At 47.6% G+C, this 24,479-nt stretch carries 20 protein-coding genes; 6 read left to right on the top strand and 14 right to left on the bottom strand.

Going from position 1 to position 24,479, the window contains the following annotated elements:
• Positions 1-3: 3 nt before the first annotated feature.
• A complete protein-coding gene (gene gpt, locus BM292_RS03560; RefSeq protein WP_092855357.1) occupies positions 4-489 on the top strand; it encodes a xanthine phosphoribosyltransferase in 486 nt (161 codons plus the stop codon).
• A gap of 86 nt (positions 490-575) precedes the next feature.
• Here the strand turns inward: gpt and BM292_RS03555 are convergent, their stop codons facing one another.
• Positions 576-2,282 carry a proline--tRNA ligase gene (locus BM292_RS03555; protein ID WP_092855355.1) on the bottom strand — a complete coding sequence of 569 codons (1,707 nt, stop codon included), beginning with the start codon at positions 2,280-2,282 and terminating at the stop codon, positions 576-578.
• 70 nt (positions 2,283-2,352) lie between these two features.
• A complete protein-coding gene (tsaA, locus tag BM292_RS03550) occupies positions 2,353-3,081 on the bottom strand; it encodes a tRNA (N6-threonylcarbamoyladenosine(37)-N6)-methyltransferase TrmO (protein ID WP_092855353.1) in 729 nt (242 codons plus the stop codon).
• A gap of 215 nt (positions 3,082-3,296) precedes the next feature.
• On the opposite strand from tsaA, the gene BM292_RS03545 reads away from it, so the two are divergent.
• Positions 3,297-3,944 (top strand): toast rack family protein, encoded by a 648-nt coding sequence (locus BM292_RS03545; protein ID WP_092855351.1) that lies wholly within the window; start codon positions 3,297-3,299, stop codon positions 3,942-3,944.
• Positions 3,945-4,010: 66 nt separating this feature from the next.
• On the opposite strand, the gene BM292_RS03540 is transcribed toward BM292_RS03545, so the two are convergent.
• The 10 genes from BM292_RS03540 to BM292_RS03495 form a co-directional block, all read right to left on the bottom strand.
• Entirely contained in the window at positions 4,011-4,415 is a 405-nt protein-coding gene (locus BM292_RS03540; protein WP_092855349.1) for an H-NS family histone-like protein, read from the bottom strand.
• A gap of 117 nt (positions 4,416-4,532) precedes the next feature.
• Complete coding sequence (locus tag BM292_RS03535; RefSeq protein WP_092855347.1) at positions 4,533-6,176, bottom strand: electron transfer flavoprotein-ubiquinone oxidoreductase; 1,644 nt, start codon at positions 6,174-6,176, stop codon at positions 4,533-4,535.
• A 3-nt stretch (positions 6,177-6,179) separates the two neighbouring features.
• Positions 6,180-8,393: a bifunctional diguanylate cyclase/phosphodiesterase gene (locus tag BM292_RS03530; RefSeq protein ID WP_092855345.1), complete on the bottom strand. Its 2,214-nt coding sequence runs from the start codon at positions 8,391-8,393 to the stop codon at positions 6,180-6,182.
• Between the two features lie 10 nt (positions 8,394-8,403).
• Positions 8,404-10,347 (bottom strand): acetoacetate--CoA ligase, encoded by a 1,944-nt coding sequence (locus tag BM292_RS03525; RefSeq protein ID WP_092855343.1) that lies wholly within the window; start codon positions 10,345-10,347, stop codon positions 8,404-8,406.
• Between the two features lie 22 nt (positions 10,348-10,369).
• Entirely contained in the window at positions 10,370-11,278 is a 909-nt protein-coding gene (locus BM292_RS03520; protein WP_092855341.1) for a hydroxymethylglutaryl-CoA lyase, read from the bottom strand.
• 9 nt (positions 11,279-11,287) lie between these two features.
• Complete coding sequence (locus BM292_RS03515) at positions 11,288-13,246, bottom strand: acetyl/propionyl/methylcrotonyl-CoA carboxylase subunit alpha (protein ID WP_092855339.1); 1,959 nt, start codon at positions 13,244-13,246, stop codon at positions 11,288-11,290.
• A gap of 13 nt (positions 13,247-13,259) precedes the next feature.
• On the bottom strand, positions 13,260-14,045 hold the full coding sequence (locus tag BM292_RS03510) for an enoyl-CoA hydratase-related protein (RefSeq protein WP_092855337.1): 786 nt from the start codon (positions 14,043-14,045) through the stop codon (positions 13,260-13,262).
• Positions 14,046-14,056: 11 nt separating this feature from the next.
• Positions 14,057-15,664, bottom strand: a complete 1,608-nt coding sequence (locus tag BM292_RS03505) for a carboxyl transferase domain-containing protein (RefSeq protein WP_092855335.1) — start codon at positions 15,662-15,664, stop codon at positions 14,057-14,059.
• A gap of 32 nt (positions 15,665-15,696) precedes the next feature.
• On the bottom strand, positions 15,697-16,866 hold the full coding sequence (locus tag BM292_RS03500; protein WP_092855333.1) for an isovaleryl-CoA dehydrogenase: 1,170 nt from the start codon (positions 16,864-16,866) through the stop codon (positions 15,697-15,699).
• A gap of 2 nt (positions 16,867-16,868) precedes the next feature.
• Positions 16,869-17,294 carry a MerR family transcriptional regulator gene (locus BM292_RS03495; RefSeq protein ID WP_092855331.1) on the bottom strand — a complete coding sequence of 142 codons (426 nt, stop codon included), beginning with the start codon at positions 17,292-17,294 and terminating at the stop codon, positions 16,869-16,871.
• Positions 17,295-17,485: 191 nt separating this feature from the next.
• Here BM292_RS03495 and BM292_RS03490 point away from each other — a divergent pair, with 191 nt between their 5' ends.
• On the top strand, positions 17,486-18,664 hold the full coding sequence (locus tag BM292_RS03490) for an acetyl-CoA C-acyltransferase (RefSeq protein WP_177203780.1): 1,179 nt from the start codon (positions 17,486-17,488) through the stop codon (positions 18,662-18,664).
• Here the strand turns inward: BM292_RS03490 and BM292_RS03485 are convergent.
• Both BM292_RS03485 and BM292_RS03480 read right to left on the bottom strand, forming a co-directional pair.
• Entirely contained in the window at positions 18,661-19,509 is an 849-nt protein-coding gene (locus tag BM292_RS03485) for an EamA family transporter (protein ID WP_092855327.1), read from the bottom strand. The two genes, BM292_RS03490 and BM292_RS03485, sit on opposite strands and share 4 nt — an antisense overlap.
• 14 nt (positions 19,510-19,523) lie before the next feature.
• Positions 19,524-20,411: a helix-turn-helix transcriptional regulator gene (locus BM292_RS03480; protein WP_092855326.1), complete on the bottom strand. Its 888-nt coding sequence runs from the start codon at positions 20,409-20,411 to the stop codon at positions 19,524-19,526.
• Between the two features lie 215 nt (positions 20,412-20,626).
• Here BM292_RS03480 and BM292_RS03475 point away from each other — a divergent pair, with 215 nt between their 5' ends.
• The 3 genes from BM292_RS03475 to BM292_RS03465 are packed head-to-tail and all read left to right on the top strand — an operon-like array spanning position 20,627 to position 24,453.
• Positions 20,627-22,126 carry a CoA-acylating methylmalonate-semialdehyde dehydrogenase gene (locus BM292_RS03475; RefSeq protein WP_092855324.1) on the top strand — a complete coding sequence of 500 codons (1,500 nt, stop codon included), beginning with the start codon at positions 20,627-20,629 and terminating at the stop codon, positions 22,124-22,126.
• Between the two features lie 12 nt (positions 22,127-22,138).
• Positions 22,139-23,296: an acyl-CoA dehydrogenase family protein gene (locus tag BM292_RS03470; RefSeq protein WP_092855322.1), complete on the top strand. Its 1,158-nt coding sequence runs from the start codon at positions 22,139-22,141 to the stop codon at positions 23,294-23,296.
• Between the two features lie 32 nt (positions 23,297-23,328).
• The gene (locus BM292_RS03465; RefSeq protein WP_092855320.1) at positions 23,329-24,453 is read left to right on the top strand and encodes an enoyl-CoA hydratase/isomerase family protein; all 1,125 of its coding nucleotides are present in this window, start codon (positions 23,329-23,331) and stop codon (positions 24,451-24,453) included.
• Positions 24,454-24,479 lie beyond the last annotated feature (26 nt).

Here is a 24,479-nt window from a genome sequence, read left to right as displayed (position 1 = left end):
ACTATGGGATGGCATTCAAATCGCGAGTTTTTCGTATCGTGGGAAGAGTTACATCGGGCCACAAAGGAACTGGCGCGTCGTCAGTTACCAGCAGAGCAATGGCGTGGTATTATTGCGGTGAGTCGCGGTGGACTTGTACCTGCGGCAATTGTTGCGCGTGAGTTGAACGTACGTGTGGTCGATTCAGTGTGTGTGAGTTCGTATGACCATGATAGCCAACGCGACAGCGTGACCATGTTGAAAGACGTAAACGCCACCGACGATGGCGAAGGCTTCTTGGTGATTGATGATTTGGTTGATACCGGCAATACACTGAAGTTTTTACGTGAGCGCTTTCCTAAAGCAAAATTCATCACGGTTTACGCAAAGCCAGCAGGTATGCAACTGGTTGATGATTACGTTGCTGACTTAGAGCAAGAAACATGGATTCACTTCCCGTGGGATATGCACTTGCATTATGTTGAGCCGTTGGCTGGTTCCGAAAGCTAATTGTGCGGTCACAAAGAGACAAAAAAGCCCGAATTAAATTCGGGCTTTTTTATTTGTAATGACAATGCGTATAGGTCAGCGAACAATTAGAGCTTGCTTTGCAAATGCTCCAATACTGCATCGATCGCCAGTTTTTCTTTGTCGCCACTACGACGCGACTTGTACTCAACGGCTTGTTCATCCAGATTACGCTCACCAATCACGATTTGATGGGGAATCCCAATCAATTCAAGATCAGCGAACATCACGCCAGGGCGCTCTTTGCGGTCATCGAATAAGACTTCGATACCAGCTGCCGTTAACTCGTTATAGAGCTTCTCAGCAACTTCTTGTACACGTGCTGACTTGTGCATATTCATTGGAACCAACGCAACCTGGAATGGCGCTAATGCGTTAGGCCAGATGATGCCGTATTGATCGTGGTTTTGCTCAATAGCAGCAGCTACGATGCGTGACACGCCGATACCATAACAACCCATGGTTAAGGTTTCGTGTTTACCCGTCTCCGTCAACACGCCGACTTTCATAGCTTCTGAATATTTCTTACCCAGCTGGAAGATATGGCCAACTTCAATACCTCGCTTAATTTGCAAGGTTCCTTGACCGCATGGGCTTGGATCACCGGCAACCACGTTACGCAAATCGAACGTTTCAGGCAGCGCAACGTCACGTTCCCAGTTGATGTTGAAGTAATGGTAGCCATCGTCGTTAGCGCCGGCTGCAAAATCTGCAAGTACGGCAACACTTCGGTCAATAATCAATGGCATTGGCAAATTAACTGGTCCTAATGAACCTGGGCCGGCGCCAATCGCTGCTCGAATTTCTTCATCGCTGGCAAACACTAATGGGCTGGCAACCAATGGATGTTTGGCTGCTTTAATTTCGTTCAATTCATGGTCACCGCGAATCATTAAGGCAACCAATTGACCTTCTTCAGCACCGTGAACGATCAGTGTTTTTACCGTTTTCTCAATCGGTAACTTAAATTGCTCGACCAGCGCTGCGATTGCTTTCGCATCTGGCGTTGCAACTTTTTCCATTGCCGCAGACGGCGCAGGGCGGTTGCCGGTAGGAGCGACGGCTTCTGCCATTTCGACGTTCGCGGCGTAATCAGAGCTATCTGAGAAGGCGATATCATCTTCACCTGAGCTCGCTAAAACATGGAACTCGTGCGATGAACTACCACCGATTGAACCGGTGTCAGCTATCACTGGACGATAATCTAGACCTAAACGCTCGAAAATACGGCAGTAGGCTGCATGCATCACGTCGTACGTTTGTTGCAAGCTCTCTTGGTCAAGATGGAATGAGTAAGCGTCTTTCATGATGAATTCGCGTGAACGCATGACACCGAACCGCGGACGAATTTCATCACGAAATTTGGTCTGAATTTGGAATAAATTCAGTGGCAGTTGCTTATAGCTACTAATCTCTTTGCGCGCTAATTCGCTTATCACTTCTTCGTGGGTTGGTCCCAATACAAAATCACGATGGTTCCGATCATGTAAGCGTAACAATTCTGGACCATAGTCATTCCAGCGACCAGACTCTTCCCATAAATCAGCGGGTTGAACCATTGGCATAAGAACTTCTAAAGCGCCGGCGCGTTCCATTTCTTCGCGAACCACTCGTTCAACTTTGCGGAGTACGCGCAAGCCGGTCGGTGTCCACGTATAGAGGCCAGCAGCAACTTTGCGAATCATACCGGCGCGCAGCATCAATTGATGACTGATGACTTCGGCATCGGCAGGGGTTTCTTTTAATGTTCCTAATAAATATTGGCTGGTACGCATGTGATCCTCAAATTCCAGCAAAATTCCAATGGTGTTATTGGGATGAAATTCTATCAGTAGCGGGCCTGTGTCAAAAGCCTTTACTGATACTTATTACGTGATTTTGTTGATTCTTCACCTGCCAACGGATATTTACGTCGTATAGGGTCATACCGTATTCGCGTTCAGCAGTATCATTTTGTTGATAGGCAGGGCGGGGATCTTGCGCAAGCACTTGTGAAATCAACGCCTGTAACTCTGGATATTGCTGATTTAGCTGTTGTAACTGTTGCTGTGCATCCGCACTAAACGTTGTTGCTAGAGATTGTTCAGGTGCTGACGGAGCAAATCCGCCAACGGCTTCAGGTATCGCATCGGCATAGGGTACATAGGGCTTAATATCAATCACTGGCGTGTGGTTCACCCAATCAGCGCTTTGTACTTCGATAATCGTTTGTTTGTCGCGATACGTGATGCCAATTACTTTCACCACCGACATTCCGAGATTATTGGGACGAAAAGTTGAACGGGTTGCAAAAACACCGCGCTTTTCATTGCCGCCGAGCCGCGGTGGGCGCACTAATGGCTTCCAACCTTGCGCAGTGGTCTGGTGAAATAGAAACAGTACCCAAATGTGTGAAAACTCGGTCAGCCCACGCACACAGTCAGGGTTCGCATAGTCACCGTGCAAAACAATCCGAGCAGTAGCTGCTGGCACCAACCCTGGTTGTCGTGGTACCGCAAATTTCTCGGTATAAGGTGACTCGATGAATCCTATGGGTTCAACAACATGAGACTGGCTGTGCTGATGCTCGGACATGATTGGCGTTTCTGACTGAATTAAATTTGAGTTATTTCAGCATAATTTTGTGATTTTGACTAATTTATAATAATTAAATAAGACACTCATTTTGTGTAACCTCCTGATAATTATATTAAAAATAATTGGCATGATAATTGCTTTATAAACTTCGAGTGAAATTTTTACGTCACATAACGACGATGACAATATGAATCATTAGGGAGACAACAACAATGAACCGTCAACGCACCACTTGGAGTATTGCATTAGGAATGATTGCTGGTATTACCGTGATCAGTTTGCCATTTACCGCCAGCGCACAGCAGCATGAGAAGCACATGAATGCCGAGTATAGTGTGACCAGTGCCACTGAACTGAATTTTGATTCAGGCGTTGGCACCATCAAGTTTGAACGCAGTGAAGGCGATGTGATGGAAGTTTCAGTTCGTGCTTACAAAGACGATGATACGGTTTTTGACAAAGACGGTAACGTTGAGGACGCTGAATTAGTTGCAGAACAATCAGGCGATCAACTCACGTTACGGGTTCCAAATCAAGACGGCATTCAATTGGATTGGGTTATTAAAATGCCAAAGGTTAGCCGTGTAGAGACTGATTTAGGTGTGGGTGAAATTAGTGGCGATTTATGGACCACAAACATTCAAATTGATTTGGGTGTTGGTGAAGTTGATTTAGATATCTATGGCGATTATAAAACTATTAAAACCGATGTTGGCGTAGGTGATAGTTCAATTAAAGGTATGGGCAACATTGAGAATAATCGTTTTCTCATGACAGCGAATAGTCGTGCGACTTCGTCAGGTACTCACCGAGTGAACGTTGATGCCGGCGTAGGTGATATCAATATTCACGTGCATTAATCATTGATTAAGTTTGTTTAAAGAAAAAGCCCCGTTTGAACGGGGCTTTTTTTATATAATAAGTTTTTATTTAATTAGAAACTTTTCTAACGGCTGACCTGAATCAACAGCTGCCTTTAATGCTTTTGGCATACGGCCCTGTCCAGTCCAAGTCACGTGATTACCCTCAGCATCGGTAATTTCGTATTTAGGTGGCTTCGGTGCGCGCTTCTTTGGGGTTTTCGTTGTCGTTGCTACTTCGCCAACGAGTTCAGATAATTCAATGCCAGCTTCATCAATAAAGCGTTTTACTTCATCGATTTTGCGTTGTTTTTCAGCTTCAAGTTTTCTCAGCTCGGCTTCTTCTTCGCGGCGATCTTCGATAACTTTATTCAATTTTTCGCGTACTTCTTCTAATTCAGTGACAGATAAATCCTTTACTGCTGCCTTTAAACGTCGTCCATGGGTTAAGATTTTCAAAAACTCGCTCATATTTATTCCAAGTTATTAACAATGTGTGTAATTAATTTAATACAGAGTTTAATAAGACGACAATCTTAAAAATTTGTCTTAAATATCTTACACACAAAGTTAATTCATTTAAATAAATTACATATTCGGGTAGTTCGGACCACCGGTGCCTTCAGGCGTTACCCAAGTAATGTTTTGCGACGGATCTTTAATATCGCAAGTTTTACAGTGAATGCAGTTTTGCGCGTTTATTTTAAATACTGCTTCGCCATTTTCTTCAACGACTTCATAAACGCCAGCCGGACAATAACGTTGTGCCGGTTCAGCGTATTCTGGCAGATTAACTTTTAATGGAATCGAACTATCTTTTAATTGAAGGTGACAAGGTTGATCTTCTTCATGATTCGTATTTGAAAGAAATACTGAAGATAACCGATCAAAGGTCAATTTATTATCCGGTTTTGGATATTCAAGCGGCTGACATTCGCTGGCTTTACGCATCTGGCTATAGTCAGCGTGATCATCTTTAATCGTGAACGGTAATTTACCACCAAACCAGTTCTGATCGATGGTGTTATAAGCGCCGCCTAAAATCGTACCAAATTTGTGTACTGCGGGGCCAAAATTACGTGAACGATACAGCTCATCGTATAACCAAGACTTTTCAAAACGCTCAGCAAAATCAGGAAGCACTGCTGGTGCTTCGTCATGTTGCAGCGCCGCGAAAATGCTTTCCGCAGCCAACATACCCGATTTCATTGCCGTGTGGTTCCCTTTAATTTTGGCAAAGTTTAATGTACCCGCATTACAGCCAACTAAGACACCACCAGCAAAGGTCATTTTCGGTAGTGAATAGAAACCGCCTTTAGCAATGGCGCGTGCGCCATAAGTAACGCGTTTGCCACCTTGTAGTGTTTTAGCGATTTTTGGATGAGTTTTAAATTTCTGGAACTCACCGAACGGGTTCAGATATGGGTTGCTATAGTTTAAATCGACAATCAGACCAACATACACTTGGCCGTCTTCAGCGTGATATAGATAACCGCCGCCGCTCGCATCGTCAGTAAGTGGCCAGCCGGTGCTGTGTACTACGAGACCAGGCTGATGCTGTTCGGCTGGAATATCCCAAATTTCTTTGAAACCAATGGCGTAATGTTGCGGTGATTTACCTTCGGCAAGATTAAACTGTTGTTGCAAACGTTTGCCTAAATGGCCGCGGCAACCTTCAGCGAATACGGTATATTTCGCACGCAATTCCATGCCAGGCTCAAAGCCAGGTTTTTGTTCACCTTTATTATCAATCCCCATATCACCGGTAATAATGCCAGCGACGCGGCCGTCTTCAACGATAATATCGGCAGCCGGAAAGCCAGGGAAAATTTCGACGCCCAGTTGCTCAGCTTGCTCTGCGAGCCAACGACAGACATTGCCCATACTGGCGATGTAATTGCCTTTGTTATGGAATGTTTTGGGTACCATAAAGCCCGGTAACTTGGTTGCCGATTCCGCGCTTTTGAACAGCATAATGTCATCGCCAGTTACGGCTGTATTTAACGGCGCGCCACGCTCTTTCCAGTCTGGGATTAATTCGTTAAGTGCACGCGGTTCAAACACGGCGCCAGACAAGATATGCGCACCAACTTCTGAGCCTTTTTCGACCACGCAAATCATCAGTTCTTGGTTGTTCTCTTGCGCTTGTTGAGCGAGACGAATGGCACAACTTAAGCCCGCAGGGCCTGCACCAACGACGACGACATCAAATTCCATACTTTCGCGTTGCATAGTTTACTCCTGAAAAGGCGTGTCATTATTTGTGGGTTCGGGCTGTTCGAGCATACCTTTAACTTGTTCTGCAGGAACAGGGCGCGCGAGGAAGTAACCTTGCGCTAATAAACAATCACGCTGCAATAAAAAATCAATTTGTTGTTGTGTTTCTACACCCACGGCGCAAATGTGAATGCCGCGCTCATGGGCAAATTTTATCATGGTGTCGGCAATCAACGCCTGTACTTTATTGTGCGGTATGTCTGAGAGTAGCGCTTGACTGATTTTCAGCAAGTATGGCGGACATAACTGCATTGCTTTCATGGTAATAAAGTTGAGACCGGTACCATCGACGGTCAATTTAACGCCAATGGCCCGCAGTTTTGCTAATACACCGTCTTCTTGGCAGGCATGGCTACAATACAGCTCTTCGCGAATTTCGATGTATAAATTCTCTGGCGGGACATTGTAGCGACGCAAGTTGGTTCGCAGTAACTCAGGGAGTTCAGGCAAGGCCAGTTGTTTACCCGATAAATTGATATGAATGGTTAATTGTGAATAACCAGCCGCGAGCCATTCGCGATAATCGTTGAGAACGCGTTTCAACAAATTATCGGTTAAAGGAACAATTAAACCGGTGTCTTCAATTAACGATAAAAATTCTTCCGGTAAGGCGAGCTCACCGTCGTCTTGGCGCCAGCGCATAAGCGCTTCTAAGCCTGTGACATGCTTTGAGCGAAGGTCAAAAATAGGCTGGTAGTGCACTTCGACGCGGTGGGCTTCTACGGCTTTATGCAATTGCTCGAGCAAGAATTGACGCTTGGATAGCTCTGACTGATGCGTACGGTTGTAAATTGTGATGCCGTGGTAATCTGATTTCTTTGCCTGATTTAATGCAGCATCGGTGTGTCGTAAAAGATTATCTGCATCAAAGTCAGCATCGTTGGCAAACGCAATTCCTAACGAAGCCGAGGCATACACTTCATGGCTATTGATATAAAACTCAGGTTTCACAATACGCACTAATTGATCAGCGATTTCAGTGGCTTGTTGGTCTGTGGTAACGCCTTCTTTGACGACTAAAAACTCATCGCCACCAATTCTGGCAATAAAGTCAAAGGTGATTGGGCAGCGTTGAATACGGTGCGCGAGGCGACGCAATAGTTCATCGCCAATTTTGTGACCCAGAGCGTTATTGATTTCTTTAAAATGATCAACGTTAAGTTGAATGGCGACCAACTGACCTTGGCGAATGGCAAGTTCAGGTAAGCGTTCTTGTAAATAGCGGAGCAGGGCGTTGCGGTTGGGGACTTCCGTTAACGCATCATGTTCTGATAAATAGGCGAGTTGTTTCTCAATTTCGTCACGCTTTTGTAACTGTCGATTTAACTCTTCGTTATTTAATTTAAGTCTGTCGTAACGTTGCTGCTGAAGCTTAATACGTGACACGAGTACCATAAAAAAGCCGGTCATAAACATACCTAGCAACGGTACAATATATGAATTCACAACATGCATTTCGGAGAATTTTAAAGGCGTTGGCCAAACCATAAATTGCCACTGTTGATCAGCAACGCGAATTGTAAATTCAGTATTCCATTCGTTTTTTAATTCACTGTTACCAGCAAACGTATAAATGGTTTCATTATTCTGTTTTACCTCAACTTGATAGCCTTCAATAATGTGATGATGAATGGTGCTTTTTAACAGTTCTTGCGCATCAATCACCATCGCCACGTAATAATGTTGGTCGACATTCATTATTGGCAAGAATAACGCTAAGTCATGGGGCTTAAGTGAGAGGTTCAGTGCAGGCATCAACACTGTCGTGTTGTTGGACTGTTGTAATTCGAGTCGTTGCTCAGGGTTTCCTTGATAGCTTTCAATGATAATTTCTTCGGGACCATTTAAGAGTTCTTGATCAACAAAGTTGAGTTGTTGATCGAGCACTGTAATATGCTGCACTGATTGATAGAACGAATTCACTGCGCGGCGCAGTTGTGGCAGTAATTGTGCTGGCTCGTTGTCGCTTACTTTTAATAATTCGCCGGCAATTTCACCGGCATAAAGCAAGCGAATTAAGCTACCGCGCACATTCCCTTCTAAACTTTGCGCATCGGCGCGCATACGTTCAGCAATGCGCTTGTGGTCATACTGTTCAAGCAGCAGTGCTGCCGCAATGGTAAGTACAAGTCCAACTGCGGCAGTGATGATCAACGAGCGCCATTGCTTCATGCCAGTATTCCTATTGGTTCAGTTCGGCGCGATTGCGGAACTGCTCGAGCGCTTCAGGATTCGCTAAAGCATCAGTGTTTTTAACGGTTTCACCATGGACGACTTGGCGCACGGCTAACTCAACGATTTTTCCGCTAATGGTACGCGGTATGTCGGTGACTTGTGCGATAATGGCGGGCACGTGTCTTGGCGTTGCGTTGCTTCGAATGATTTTACGAATGTCTTGTTCCAATTGCTCGTCGAGTGTAACGCCGTCGCGCAAGCGCACGAACAAAACAACGCGTTCATCATCTTGCCAACGTTGACCGATGGCGATACTTTCGAGCACGCTATCAATCTTTTCAACTTGGCGATAAATTTCTGCAGTACCGATGCGGACGCCACCTGGATTCAATACAGCATCTGAACGACCGTAAATGATCACGCCATCGTGCTCGGTAATTTCAGCATAGTCGCCATGTGCCCAAGTGTTTTCAAAGCGCGCGAAGTAGGCATTGAAGTAGCGTTGACCGTCGTCATCATTCCAAAAACCGATTGGCATGCAAGGGAAGCTATTACGACAAACTAGTTCGCCTTTTTCTTGAGTGATGGCCTCGCCGTTGTCGTTGCATACCTGGACGTCTAAGCCGAGCCCTTTGCACTGCAATTCACCGCGGTATACCGGTAAAATCGGATTACCTAATGCGAAGCATGACACGATGTCTGTTCCGCCGGAAATTGACGACAAACATAAGTTGGTTTTGATATCGCGATACACATAATCAAAGCTTTCAGGCGCAAGTACCGAACCGGTCGTCAAAATAGCCCGTAAGGAGTCAAGGTGATGGGTCGTCCGCGGTGTGCATTCGGCTTTCTCAAGCGCAGACAAATATTTCGCACTGGTACCGAACACGCTAATTTTTTCTTGTTCGGCGATATCCCATAGCACAGTAGGGGCTGGATAGAATGGTGAGCCGTCGAATAATACCAGCGTGGCACCTTGTGCGAGACCAGAGACCAGCCAGTTCCACATCATCCAACCACAGGTGGTGAAGTAGAAAAACACGTCATCGCGATCAATATCGGTGTGCAGTGCATGTTCTTTTAGATGTTGCAGTAATGTACCACCAACACCGTGCACGATACATTTTGGCACACCGGTAGTGCCTGAACTAAACATGATATACAACGGCGCATTGAATGGCATTTTGACGAACTCAAGCGTGGTTGCTGAGCGGTCTAAATAATCATTCCATGCCACCGATGTTGCATCGTAACGATGTTCAAGACCGGCAAAATCGACAATGATAGTGGTTTCTAGAGTCTTTAATTCGGTGCGAATGGCGTTAACTTTTTCGCTGATATCGAGTTGTTTACCGTTGTAAAAGTAACCATCGACCGTGATGAAGAGCTTGGGCTCAATTTGACCAAAGCGATCGACAACCCCTTGTACGCCAAAATCAGGCGAGCAGCTCGACCAAATGGCACCCAAGCTGGTGGTTGCGAGCATCGCAATAATGGTTTCAATGCAGTTTGGCATCATCGCTGCTACACGATCGCCAGCAACCACTCCTTGTTGCTTGAACGCAGCAGCTAACGCCGCTACTTCATGACGTAATTCAGCGTAAGTGAGCTGCTGACGGGCACCATTTTCACCTCGAAAAATCAGCGCGATGTGGTCATCTTGATAACGCAATAGGTTTTCGGCGAAGTTCAGCCGCGCATCCGGAAACCATTGTGCACCCGGGAGTTTGTTACCATCAACTAGCGTGCGGTCGCCAGCCTCGCCGAGCACATCAAAATAATCCCAAATGTTGCGCCAAAAGGTTTCGTGATGCTGAACAGACCAGTCGTGTAGCTGCGCATAGGAATTTAGCTCAAGGTTTTGCGCGCGACTGATATGTTGCATGAAATCATTCATGCGAGTGGCTGCAATTTGGCTTGAATCAGGTTGCCACATTATTTTCGTTGTCATTTTGTGTTCCTGTTGAGCAAGTTTATGAAGCGTTGCGCTTGGCCAGTTCGGCAAGCGCTACATTTGAGCGCGGCCCGTGGTTTAAGTGCTGACAAATTGCCGCGCCAGCTTGCACTAATTGGTTCAGATCAATACCCGTGTTGATACCCATGCCATGTAGCATGTAAACCACATCTTCAGTGGCGACGTTGCCGCTCGCACCTTTTGCGTAGGGACACCCACCAAGCCCGGCGACCGCGCTGTCGATGGTTGCAACGCCCATTGGTAAACAACTCGCAATATTTGCTAGGGCTTGGCCATAGGTATTATGAAAGTGCAGGGCTAATTGTTGCATCGGTACTTTCTCGGCAACGCTCGCGAGCATACGCTGCGCATGTAACGGCGTTCCGACCCCGATGGTATCGCCTAACGATACTTCGTAGCAGCCCATCTGCCACAGTTGTTCCGCCACATAGGCAACATCACTGAGGGCAACTTCACCTTGGTATGGGCACCCCAAAACGCAGCTAACATAACCACGAACTTTCATGTTGCGGGCTTTTGCTGCCTCGATGACAGGAGCAAAACGTTCTAAGCTCTCAGCAATACTGCAGTTGATATTTTTCTGGCTGAACGCTTCGGAGGCCGCACCGAAAATTGCAACCTCATCGGCACCTGCCGCGATAGCTGCCTCAAAGCCTTTCAAATTAGGCGTCAACGCAGCATAAGTGCGACCTTCGAGGCGTTCAATGCCAGCAAATACAGCCGTGCTATCGGCCATTTGCGGCACCCATTTGGGGCTTACGAAGGCACCCGTTTCAATATAAGACAGCCCTGCATGAGCCAGTGCATTAACAAGTTCTATTTTTGCCTCAACGGGCACGGCTTGCTCGTTTTGCAAGCCGTCGCGCGGGCCAACTTCAACAATTTTCACTTGTTGTGGCAAGCTCATAAAGCGTCCTTATTCATCTTTCAAACTAATTAATTCAGCACCGTCACTGACTAAATCGCCAGCTTGATAGAATACTTGCGCAATTTCGCCATCCCGTGGTGCGCGAATTGTGTATTCCATCTTCATCGCTTCCATAATCACAAGTGCTTGATCTGCTGTTACATTATCGCCAGCTTTCACCATAACTTGAACAACCGTACCGTTCATTGGTGCAGTGAGGCTGCCCGCAGCGGTTTCCTGCTCAAGCGTATCGGTCACGTTGTGACGATTGAAGCGCAAGCTTGCGTGTTCGGTCATCACGACAATATCGTGTTCTGCACGCAAAATATGCGCTTGGAAACGATGTCCGTTTTTACTGAAGAACCATTGGTCGTTGATGCGTTCAACTTGCCAAGCATCATCACTGTCAACTTGGAACCATGATTGGTCACGCTCAACCAGCTGAATTTCATGTAAGTTATCACCGAACTGTAAACTCAATGCGAATTGACGCGGTTGATTTAGGCGAAAACTATGTTGGGTAAACCACGGGTTTTGATTGTTTGTAGCCTTTTCATCAAAGCGTTCGGCCAACGTGGCCATCACGGCGTAATCGTTCACTAGATGACAGGTGTCCGGGAACAAGTCGTGTTCATACTTCTCGATAAAGCGCGTGGTCAATTCGGCTTGGCCAAATTTTTTATGGCTGGCAATTCGGCGTAAGAAATCGATGTTGGTGCGCACACCAGCCACGCGATAATCGTTCAATGCTTGAATGAGACGACGTAGCGCGACGGTTCGATTTTCACCCCAAACGATGAGTTTTGCGATCATTGGGTCATAGTACGAACTCACTTCATCACCGGCGACGACACCGCTGTCGATACGCACATATTCACTGCTCTGTGGTGGTTGTAAGACGTGTAACGTGCCAGTGCTTGGTAAAAATTCGTGATCCGGATCTTCAGCGTAGATACGCGCCTCAAACGAGTGGCCGTTCACTTCAATCTGGTCTTGTGCAAGCGGCAGGGGAGCGCCGCTGGCAACCATCAATTGCCAAGCAACAAGATCTTGGCCGGTCACCATTTCGGTCACTGGGTGTTCAACCTGCAAGCGGGTGTTCATTTCCATGAAATAGAACTTGTTGTCCGTGTCGAGCAGGAATTCAACGGTACCTGCACCGACATAATCAATCGCTTGTGCAGCACGAACAGCTGCTTCACCCATGGCTTTGCGCGTGCTTGTGCTCATCGACGGCGCGGGTGCTTCTTCAATGACTTTCTGATGGCGACGCTGTACTGAGCAATCACGTTCAGCGAGGTAAACGGCATTGCCGTGCTCATCACAAAAGACTTGGATTTCAACATGGCGCGGGTTGCCAATAAATTTCTCAACGAGCATTTTGTCATTACCAAACGCGGCTTGTGCCTCACGTTTGGCTGAGCTTAATGCTTCGTCAAATTGTTTGGCATTTTCAACCACGCGCATCCCTTTACCGCCGCCGCCATAAGCCGCTTTGAGTAACACAGGAAAACCAATCTTCTCGGCTTCAGCGCGCAATATTTCAGCACTTTGGTCGCTGCCATGATAACCCGGAACCAGTGGCACACCGGCTTCACTCATAATTGCCTTAGCGGCACTTTTTGAACCCATTGCCGCAATGGCGCTGGTGGGTGGCCCAACAAAAATAATGTTGTTGCTGGCACAGGCATCGGCGAAATCTTCGTTTTCAGACAAAAAACCGTAGCCTGGATGGATAGCATCGGCGCCGGTCTGCTTGGCTGCGGCAATAATTTTGTCGATAACCAAGTAGCTTTCAGCACTTGGTGCCGCGCCGATATGAATGCTTTCGTCGGCAAGTTGGACGTGCTGCGCACGACGATCGGCATCGGAATAAACAGCTACGGTACGGATACCAAGCTGTCGAGCCGTTTTTATAATGCGGCAAGCGATTTCGCCGCGGTTAGCAATTAGCAATTTTTGCAACATTGCTGTTCCTTAATTATTGAGTGTTTTTCCAGTTCGGTGTGCGCTTTTCTAAAAATGCGCTCAGACCTTCTTGGCCTTCAGCCGAAACCCGAATTGCTGCGATACGTTCGATAGTCACGCGCCGTGTTGCTGCGTTCAAGGGTTGTTGGTCGATATCGAGTGCAAGTTGTTTAGCTGCGGTAACCGCGGCAGGACCGTTGCCAACCAATGTATCAAGCAACGGGCGCACTGCAGTTTGCAGGTCATCGACAACCTCATGAACCAAACCAATCTGCTGCGCCATATCCGCGCCAAAGCGTTCGGCCGTCACCATATAACGGCGCGCTTGGCGAGTACCCATGGCGCGCATGACATATGGACTAATCACTGCTGGGATAAGACCAATTTTCACTTCGCTCAAACAGAAGCTACTCGCTGGCGTCGCCAACGCGATATCACAGCAAGCGGCTAAACCAACTGCGCCGCCAAATGCTGCACCTTGTACGAGCGCAATGGTTGGCTTCGGTAACTCGTCGAGCTCTTGCATTAGGCGCGAAAGCTCGCCGGCGTCGGCCATGTTCTCATCATAATCTTTCGCTGCCATTGAACGCATCCAGCCTAAGTCCGCGCCGGCCGAAAAATTCTTTCCGTTGGATTGCAGAACCAGAGCTCGAACGTGGTCGTTACCACGAACTGCGCCGAGCGCAGCTAATAGCTCCGCGATCATGCGATCATCAAAAGCGTTGTGCACTTCAGGACGATTTAACGTCAGGTACGCGACATGACCAGTTATGCTGAGATCAATTGCTTGATATGCCATCTATCGCTCCTTTACATGCGGAATACGCCGAACTTGGTGTCGGCAATTGGTGCATTGTTGGCAGCAGCTAAGCTCAATCCCAAAACAGTGCGCGTTTGCGCCGGATCGATGATACCGTCGTCCCACAATCGCGCTGAAGCGTAGTAGGGGTGTCCTTGCTTTTCATAGGTATCGATAATTGGCTGTTTTAGCTTTTGCTCGTCTTCTGCGCTCATGCTTTCGCCTTTGCGTGCCAAGTTGTCTTTGGTCACTTGGGCCATCACGCCAGCGGCTTGCTCACCACCCATCACGGAAATTCGCGCGTTTGGCCACATAAACATCAGAGTCGGGTCATAAGCGCGACCACACATGCCGTAGTTACCGGCACCGTAACTGCCGCCAATTAATACGGTGAATTTAGGTACTTGTGCGCAACTTACTGCGGTTACCATTTTGGCACCGTGTTTTGCGATACCTTCAGCTTCGTACTTTTTACCCACCATGAAGCCGGTAATATTTTGCAGAAACACTAATGGAATTTTGCGTTGGGCACAGAGCTCAATAAAGTGCGCGCCTTTTTGTGCCGACTCAGAGAACAAAATACCGTTGTTGGCGACAATCCCAACTGGATAGCCATGAATACGGGCAAAACCAGTGACCAAGGTATTCCCATAATTCTGTTTAAATTCGTCAAAATCAGAGTCGTCGACAATACGAGCAATGACTTCACGCACATCGTAAGGCTTACGCAGATCGGTACCGACAATGCCATAGAGTTCTTTGGCATCGAAACGGGGTTCTTTTACTGCGCTTGGCTGTACTGGCTTGGCGCCTTGATAATTCAGCCGTGCAACTGAACGTCGAGCCAACGCTAAAGCGTGCTCATCGTTCATCGCAAAGTGGTCCGCAACACCCGAAACGCGAGTGTGAACATCGGCACCACCTAGCTCTTCGGCGCTTACTTCTTCACCAGTTGCTGCTTTGACGAGCGGAGGCCCGGCAAGGAAGATGGTTCCTTGTTCTTTAACAATGATACTTTCATCCGCCATAGCCGGAACATACGCGCCACCTGCAGTACACAGGCCCATCACCACGGCGATTTGGGGAATTCCTTTGGCGGACATGTTGGCCTGATTAAAGAAAATACGACCGAAGTGGTCCCGATCTGGAAATACTTCGTCTTGGCGTGGCAAGTTCGCACCGCCCGAGTCAACGAGATAAATACAAGGCAGGTGGCAACGCTCTGCAATTTCCTGCGCGCGTAAATGCTTTTTCACCGTCAGTGGATAATAAGTCCCGCCTTTGACGGTGGCGTCGTTGGCGACGATCATGCATTGCACACCCTCAACACGACCGATACCCGCAACCACACCGGCTGCAGGTACGTAATCTTCGTAACAATCCCAAGCGGCAAATTGACCAATTTCTAGAAATGGTGAACCGCTGTCGAGGAGCTTTTCGATACGTTGGCGTGCGAGTAATTTACCGCGAGACAGATGGCGTTCCTGGTATTTCGGGCCGCCACCTTGTTTAATTTGTTCAGCTTTGGCGAATAAATCATTCACCACTTCTTGCATGGCTTGTTGATTCGCCAAAAACGTTTCGTCTTTTGGGTTCACTGTGCTGGTTAATACCGTCACGATAGCGACTCCTAATAATTAGTTGCGCAGAATTAAGCTGATTCGCTGAAAAGTTCGCGGCCGATCAACATACGACGAATTTCAGAGGTACCCGCACCAATTTCGTACAGTTTGGCGTCACGCAGGAGGCGTCCTGTTGGATACTCATTAATGTAACCGTTCCCACCCAATAATTGAATGGCATCAAGCGCTAATTGTGTGGCTAATTCTGCGGCATATAAAATTGCACCTGCGGCGTCTTTGCGCGTGGTTTCACCGCGATCGCATGACTGCGCTACCGCATATACGTAGGCGCGAGCCGCGTTGGTACGGGTATACATGTCAGCAACTTTGCCTTGCACAAGTTGGAATTCGCCGATGGCTTTACCGAATTGTTTGCGATCGTGAACGTATGGAATCACCACATCCAAACATGCCTGCATAATGCCACACGGACCAGCTGCGAGTACGGCGCGTTCGTAGTCGAGACCACTCATGAGTACTTCAACGCCGCCATCTAAGGTACCCAATACGTTTTCCACTGGCACTTTGCAGTTTTCGAAGACGAGCTCACAGGTGTTGGAGCCGCGCATGCCGAGCTTATCGAGCTTTTGCGCTGTACTGAAACCAGCAAAATCTTTCTCAATGATAAATGCTGTGATACCGCGAGAGTTTTTCTCTGGCGAAGTTTTCGCATACACCACCAACACGTCAGCGTCAGGTCCATTGGTGATCCACATTTTATTGCCGTTCAGCACGTAATGGTCACCCTGTAGCTCGGCACGCAGTTTCATGCTGACCACGTCCGAACCCGCATTTGGCTCACTCATTGCCAATGCGCCAACATGTTCACCACTGCATAATTTGGGTAAATACTTTTCTTTTTGCGCTTGGTTACCATTGCGAGCAATTTGGTTCACGCATAAGTTGGAATGGGCGCCGTAACTTAGACCAACAGATGCTGATGCGCGACTAATTTCTTCCATGGCAACCACGTGCTCGAGGTAACCCAAACCAGAACCACCAAACTTTTCAGGCACGGTCATGCCAAGCAAGCCAAGATCGCCCATTTTGCGCCACAAATCAGCAGGGAATTCGTTCTTTTCGTCAATTTCTGCAGCGCGCGGTGCAATTTCATCACGCGCAAAAGCATTCACAGTTTCGCGGATCATCTCGGCGGTTTCACCCAGACCAAAGTTAAACGTGGTGTACTGACTAATCATATTTACTCCTGATTTGTTACTGCAGAATTCGCTGTGCTCTGATTTGCTTCAATATCAGCAAGCTCATCACGACAACGGTCTTCTAAGTTGGTGAGTTCCACTAAGAGAACCTTAATATCTTCAAGTTGTTGCTTGAGTGACATTTTCTTGTCATCAATCAACGCTAATACGGTATGCAACTGGCGCGCGCTGCTATTTTCCATGTCATACAAATCAAACAAATTTTTGGTTTCTGCCAATGAGAATCCAAGCCGTTTACCACGCAAAATCAGTTTCAGCCGCACCCGGTCTTTATTGGTATAAAGTCGTGTTTGTCCTTGTCGCTGTGGCGACAGTAGCCCTTGGTCCTCGTAAAAGCGGATGCTACGAGTGGTGATGTCGAATTCGCGGGCGAGTTCGCCGATGCTGTAAATGGTTGTTGCGTTCATTTTTGCTTGCTTGTCATGGTTGAGGGCGTTAAGCTTAAAACAAGTTGACGTTAACGTAAAGGTAAGAAAAACCGAAAACGATATTAGCTACTAGATATTAGATATTAGAACTGATGTATCGAGCTTTTGTGTTTCATCTAATATCCAATATCTAGTAGCTAATATCGAAGTTGATCTTCATGGGAGTTTTTATGTCTGATGCAGTAGTCATTGTTGCCGCCAAACGCACCCCAATGGGTGGTTTTCAAGGCAGTTTAACCGACGTGAGCGCGCCTAATTTAGGTGCTATCGCCATTAAAGCCGCGCTTGCCGAGAGTGGTTTGCAAGGTAGCGATGTGCAAGAAGTGATTATGGGTAATGTGTTGCCAGCCGGATTGGGACAAGCGCCGGCGCGTCAGGCAACATTATATGCCGGGTTACCGCGTAGTGCTGGTGCGACGACCATCAACAAGGTGTGTGGTTCTGGTTTGAAAGCGGTGATGTTTGCGCATGACTTGATTCACGTGGGTTCTGCAGACGTTGTTGTGGCTGGTGGTATGGAGAGTATGTCGAATGCGCCATATTTGCTGAAGAAAGCGCGTGCTGGCTTCCGGATGGGGCACGATGCGATTTATGACCATATGATGCTGGACGGTCTTGAAGACGCGTACGAAGGCAAAGCGATGGGTTGTTATGCACAGAGCACGGCAGATGAATATGGTCTTGGTCGTGAAGCGATGGATAACTTTGCGTTAGCTTCGTTGAACCGCGCTCAAACCGCGATTAAAGATGGTTTGTTTAAAGATGAAATTACGCCAGTGACCTACAGCACTCGTAAGGGTGATGTGACCGTTGAAATCGATGAGCAACCGGGTAAAGCAATGCCAGAGAAAATTCCTGGTTTGCGCCCAGCGTTTGCGAAAGATGGCACCATTACTGCCGCCAACTCAAGCTCGATTTCAGATGGCGCAGCCGCGTTAGTGTTGATGCGCGAAAGCGACGCCAAAGCACGTGGTTTAAAACCTTTGGCGCGGGTGGTTGGTCATGCAACACATTCACAAGCTCCAGCTGAATTCACCGTTGCTCCAATTGGTGCCATGAACAAGTTACTCGACAAAGTGCAATGGAACAAAGATGACGTTGATTTGTGGGAAATCAACGAAGCGTTTGCGATGGTGACGATGCTGGCCATGCAACAGATGGATATCGACCATGACAAAGTTAACGTTCATGGTGGTGCTTGTGCACTTGGTCATCCAATTGGTGCCAGCGGTGCACGTTTGCTTGTCACCTTGTTGCACGCATTGAAACAACGTGGCAAGAAGCGCGGCGTCACCTCACTGTGCATTGGTGGCGGCGAAGCGGTTGCTGTTGCTGTTGAAATGATCTAAGTCGGCTTTCGTGATGCGAGCCATACTGAGCTAATTAAGATCACACCGCCGGCGGCAAGCCGTGGCCAGTCCACGGCTTGACCCCAAAAGGCATAGTTGATTAGAAGTCCTGCGGGAATCAGCATATTGTTCATGGTGGCGAGCTGTGCGACGTTAACGCGTTTCGCACCAAGGTTCCAAGCAAGGTAACCAAGCCCAGAGGCTCCAAGACCAAGCCAGAGTAAAATACCCCATTCTAATGGGCTGGTCGGAACTTTCGAGAAGTCGGCAAAGAGTGCCATCGCAATGCCTGAAGCGGCGGTAGCACCAATAAAAAATAACGCAAACGCATGCATTTGGTTACGGGTATCACCGAGCTCAAGTCGCTTATAGAACACTTGTCCCGCAGCAAAACAAATATTGGCTGCTTGGATGAGTAAAAAGCCGATCACAAAAGAGTCGCTGAGGGTTTCAAACCGTATTACGGCGGCTCCAATAACAGCGACGAGAGCTGCCATCCACCAGCGCGCTGGTAAGTGGCGGCGTTGAAAGATAACGTCGTCAATTAGCGTCACGTAAAGCGGGGTGAAAATGGTAAATAGCAGTACCTCGGGTACCGACAAATAAAGAAAGGCGTGATAGAGAAACAGATACATGACGCCGATTTGAATGGCACCAATGATTGCGAGTTGCCATTGTTGTTTAAATGCCAGGCGAGCAGGACGCCATAGCGGCAAAAATAGGGCTAAGGCAAGAACCATGCGGATAAATACGGCGATATAACCGTCGACGTGGCCGGCAAGAAACTCTCCGATGAGCGAAAAGCTTGCAGCCCAAAGTGCGGTTACTGCCCATAAAATCCACATAGCGTTCTCCTGGTTTATTGAATGCTCTTGGTCGCAGAGCTTTCGCGATAGTGTTGAGGGGAAATCCCCATCGTTTTTTTGAACAGACGCGAAAAATAATACGGGTCATCAAAGCCAAGTTGTTGGCTGATTTGGCGAATTGAGTCGGTTGATGCGTCGAGCAACTGACAGGCTATTTTAACTCGAATTTGATTAAAGTAACGCATCGGGCTGGTGCCAGTGAATTGTTTAAACTTTTTGCTGAAATGAAAGCGCGATAGACCAGCAAAATCAGCAAAATCGTCTAGGCTTAAGTCGCGATGCGAGTTGTCGTACATGAATCGCTCTAGGGCGGGTAAGTCAAAGCCTTGCGGCGCTTGCATGGTTGCCGTTAAGCGCGGTAATTCAGCAATAATGCGCTGTAACAAGCTTGCGGCAACGACAGCTGCCGCAAATTGATGACGTTGTGTTTGCAGGTTTAGCAAGTCGGTAACCACCGGAATCAACTGACGCCAACGGGCGAGAGTTAACACTGGCTGCTGTTGTGACAACTCAAGAAATTCGAGACAGGCACTAGCGGCAGAACCTTGAAAATGCGCCCAATAAATACTCCATGGATGATCTGAATGCGCGGCATAAGCGTGAGCTTCGCCAGCAGGTAATAGCAATAATTGTCCAGCACTCAGTATGCCGCTGACGCTCTCAGTGCGATACCAACCGCTACCACGATGACAGAATATGAGTAAGTAATCGGTATGTTGTTGGCGTTCAACTTGGTGTCCTTGAGCATCGACATAATGCCCGTATGCAAGCGGATATAAATGTTTTGTCAATGGATGACGGGACAATTGTCTGGTCAATTGTAGTGGCAAAACTACCCGTGAGCTTCCGGGCGGAAGTGGCCACGATGATGGTTGACTCATGGAAGGCTCCGAGATCGCAATTTTGTCCATTATAGGGGCAAAATAGTCGATGTTAAAGGGCCTCGAAAACAACGACAATGGATAAATGCAAAAACGATAACAGCTATTGGATATTGGATATTAGCACTGATGTTTCGGGCATTTGTGTTTTTACTAATATCTAATATCCAATAGCTGATATCGCAGTTGAAGAATTCAATAAAGAGGTAATACAGATGAGCAAGAAAGTTCCTTTATTTATCGACGGCGAATTCGTCCAGTCGAATACCAGCAACTGGATTGACGTGACCAACCCGGCCACGCAGGAAGTGATTGCGCAAGCACCTTGTGCAACTCAAGACGAGATGAAAAAAGCGGTTGAGAGCGCCAAGAAAGCGTTTTTGACGTGGAAAGAAGTACCAGTTTCTGAGCGTGCACGCGTGATGATGCGTTACCAAGCATTGCTCAAAGAGCATCACGATGAAATTGCTGAAATTCTTGCGAGTGAAACCGGTAAAACCTTTGATGATGCGAAAGGCGATGTTTGGCGTGGTATCGAAGTCGTCGAACATGCGGCGAACATTCCATCGTTGTTGATGGGTGAAACCGTTGAAAACGTTGCGCGTGGTATTGATAGCTACAGCTACACCCAACCATTGGGTGTGTGTGCAGGGATTACCCCATTTAACTTCCCAGCCATGATTCCATTGTGGATGTTCCCACTGGCCATTGCTTGCGGTAACACTTTTATTTTGAAGCCATCAGAGCAAGATCCGTTAACGCCAACCCGTTTGGTTGAATTATTTGAGCAAGCTGGCGCGCCAAAAGGCGTATTGCAAGTGATTCACGGTGGTAAAGAGCAGGTTGATTTCTTATTAGACGAGCCTGCAGTTCGAGCGATTTCTTTTGTTGGATCCGTGGCCGTTGGTCAGTATATCTATCGTCGTGGTACCGAGAACATGAAGCGCGTACAAGCGTTTGCTGGTGCCAAAAACCACTGCGTGATTATGCCTGATGCAAACAAGTCACAGGTTATTAGCAACTTGGTTGGAGCCTCTGTTGGTGCAGCAGGTCAGCGTTGTATGGCGATTTCTGTCGCAGTATTTGTGGGCGCAGCACGTGAGTGGATTCCTGAAGTTGCCGCTGAACTTGCAAAAGTGAAGCCGGGCGGCTGGAACGATAAAGACGCGGCGTACGGTCCGTTGATTAGCCCACAAGCGAAACAGCGTGTTGAGAACTTTATTACACAAGGTCAAAAAGAAGGTGCTGAGTTGTTGGTTGATGGCCGCAACTGCCAAGTTGAAGGCTTCCCGAATGGCAACTGGGTTGGCCCGACCATGTTTAGCAAAGTAACCACCGATATGGAAATCTACAAAAATGAGATTTTCGGTCCGGTACTTTGTGCCACTGAAGTTGAAACACTCGACGACGCTTTGGCGATGGTAAACGCTAACCCATACGGTAACGGAACGTCGATCTTTACGGCGAGTGGTGCGGCTGCGCGTAAATATCAACATAACGTCGAAGTTGGCCAAGTGGGTATCAACATTCCAATTCCGGTGCCATTACCATTCTTCTCATTCACCGGTTGGAAAGGTTCGTTCTTTGGCGACTTGCATGCTTACGGTAAGCAAGCTGTGCGTTTCTACAGCGAAACTAAAACCATCACTGCCCGTTGGTTCGAAAGCGATATCGCTGACGCCAATGGTCCGAATATGACGATTCATTTGAAGTAATAGGACGTTGTCATGAACTTTAATTTAACTGACGACCAACAAGCTTTTGTCGATACGGCAAAAGCTTTTGCTGAAAAAGAGCTGGCGCCTTTTGCGGCGCAGTGGGATGAAGAATCACACTTCCCGATTGAGGTGTTCCGTAAAGCTGGCGAAATGGGCTTCATGGGTATGTACACCCCGGAAGACGCCGGCGGTTTTGGTATGAGCCGTTTGGATGCGGCGTTGATTTTCGAACAGTTATCCATGGGTTGTACGGCAACCACCGCGATGATGACCATTCACAATATGGTCACTTGGATGATTGGCTCATTTGCCAAACCTGACGTGATTGAACAGTGGGTTCCGGAGTTGGTTACTGGTGAAAAGTTAGGTTCGTATTGCTTAACTGAGCCAGGTGCTGGTTCTGACGCCGCAAGCTTGCGTACAACCGCCAAAAAAGATGGCGATGAATATGTATTGAACGGCTCAAAAATGTTCATCTCAGGTGCAGGTAGCACCGATGTGCTAGTGGTTATGGCACGCACCGGTGAAGCGGGTCCAAAAGGCATCTCTGCATTTGTGGTACCAGCTGATGCTGCCGGTATTAGTTACGGTAAAAAAGAGGCGAAAATGGGTTGGAACGCACAACCGACTCGCCTCGTCACGTTTGAAGATGTGCGCATTCCAGCGGGCAATTTGTTGGGTGAAGAAGGTGAAGGTTTCAAGTTTGCCATGATGGGCTTAGACGGCGGCCGTATTAACATCGCTGTTTGCTCTGTGGGCACTGCCCAGGCGGCCTTGGATACAGCGCGTAACTATATGCATGAACGCACGCAATTCGGCAAGGAGCTAGGTCATTTCCAAGCGTTACAATTTAAATTAGCCGATATGGCCACCGAATTGGTTGCTGCGCGTCAAATGGTGCGTTTGGCGGCATTTAAAGTGGACAGTAATGATTCTGACAAAACCACATACTGCGCAATGGCGAAGCGATTCGCGACCGATGTTGGCTTCCAAGTTTGTAACGAAGCACTGCAAATTCATGGCGGTTATGGCTATATCAAAGAATATCCGTTGGAGCGCCATGTGCGCGACGTGCGGGTGCATCAAATTCTTGAGGGTACTAACGAGATTATGCGCGTGATTATTGCCCGTCGCTTACTCGCCGATATGGACCGAGCCATCCTTTAAGGGTGGCTTTTCTGTTTTAAAAGGAGGTCATCATGGATCCAGTGGTCTTATTCGAAGAACTTGATGCCAGCAATGATAAACGTATTGGCATCATCACTCTGAATTCTGAAAAATCATTGAATGCGCTAAGTCTACCAATGATTCAACTGCTGCAACCACAATTACAAAAGTGGGCAGAAGACGATGCCATTGCTTGTGTATTTATGCAAGGTGCTGGTGATAAGGCGTTCTGTGCTGGCGGTGATATCGTGGCTATGTATAAAGCGATGCAAGCCAAACCAGGTGTGCTTGTTGATGAAGTGGCTGACTTTTTTAGCCAAGAATATCGTCTTGATTACGCCATACATACTTTCCCCAAACCGATTGTGTTGTGGGGGCATGGCATTGTTATGGGCGGCGGCATGGGCCTGATGAACGGTGCGAGCCATCGTATTGTGACTGAACGCTCGTTATTAGCGATGCCGGAAGTCACCATTGGTTTATACCCAGATGTTGGTGCAACTCACTTTTTGAATCAAATGCCAGAAGGCTGCGGTTTGTTTTTAGGGCTAACTGGGGCGCACATGAATGCCACCGACGCGCTCTATTTAAAGCTCGCCGATCATTTTGTGGCGAGTTCAAGCAAAGATGATGTGTTGCAGGGCTTAAAAGAAGTGAAATGGGGCGATACCGCGGCGCTTAATCACCAAAAAGTTACCGATGTTCTTAACGGTATTGGTTTACGTGACAGCAGTCAGCGCCCGGCGGGACAGGTTGAAGCGCATCAACAGTTGATTAAAAAGCTTACACAAGGCGCCGATATCGAAACCGTGGTTGCAGCCATTGTGAATGACAGCACTGACGACAAGTGGTTAGCACGGGCGCGTCAGACGCTTGCCGCAGGCTGTCCGATGACCGCACATATCGTATGGAATCAGTTACAGCACGGCGCTGATTTAAGTTTGGTTGATTGTTTCCGTCTGGAATTAACCTTGTCAGTTCAGTGTGCGATGCGTGGTGATTTCGCCGAGGGTATTCGTGCTCTGTTAATTGACAAGGATAAACAACCGAAATGGCAGCATGCCTCGGTTGCGGATGTTTCTGCGCAAGAGGTGGATGGTTTCTTTACGTCGCCGTGGGCAGCCGATGAGCACCCACTTGCAAACTTAGGTAAATAAGAGCAAAAACGCTTTTAGCTATTAGA

Source organism: Pseudidiomarina tainanensis (assembly GCF_900115255.1).
Taxonomy (GTDB): Bacteria; Pseudomonadota; Gammaproteobacteria; order Enterobacterales; family Alteromonadaceae; genus Pseudidiomarina; species Pseudidiomarina tainanensis.
Note: the sequence above shows the minus strand (reverse complement) of the source record. Positions and strands in the feature narration are given on the sequence as shown.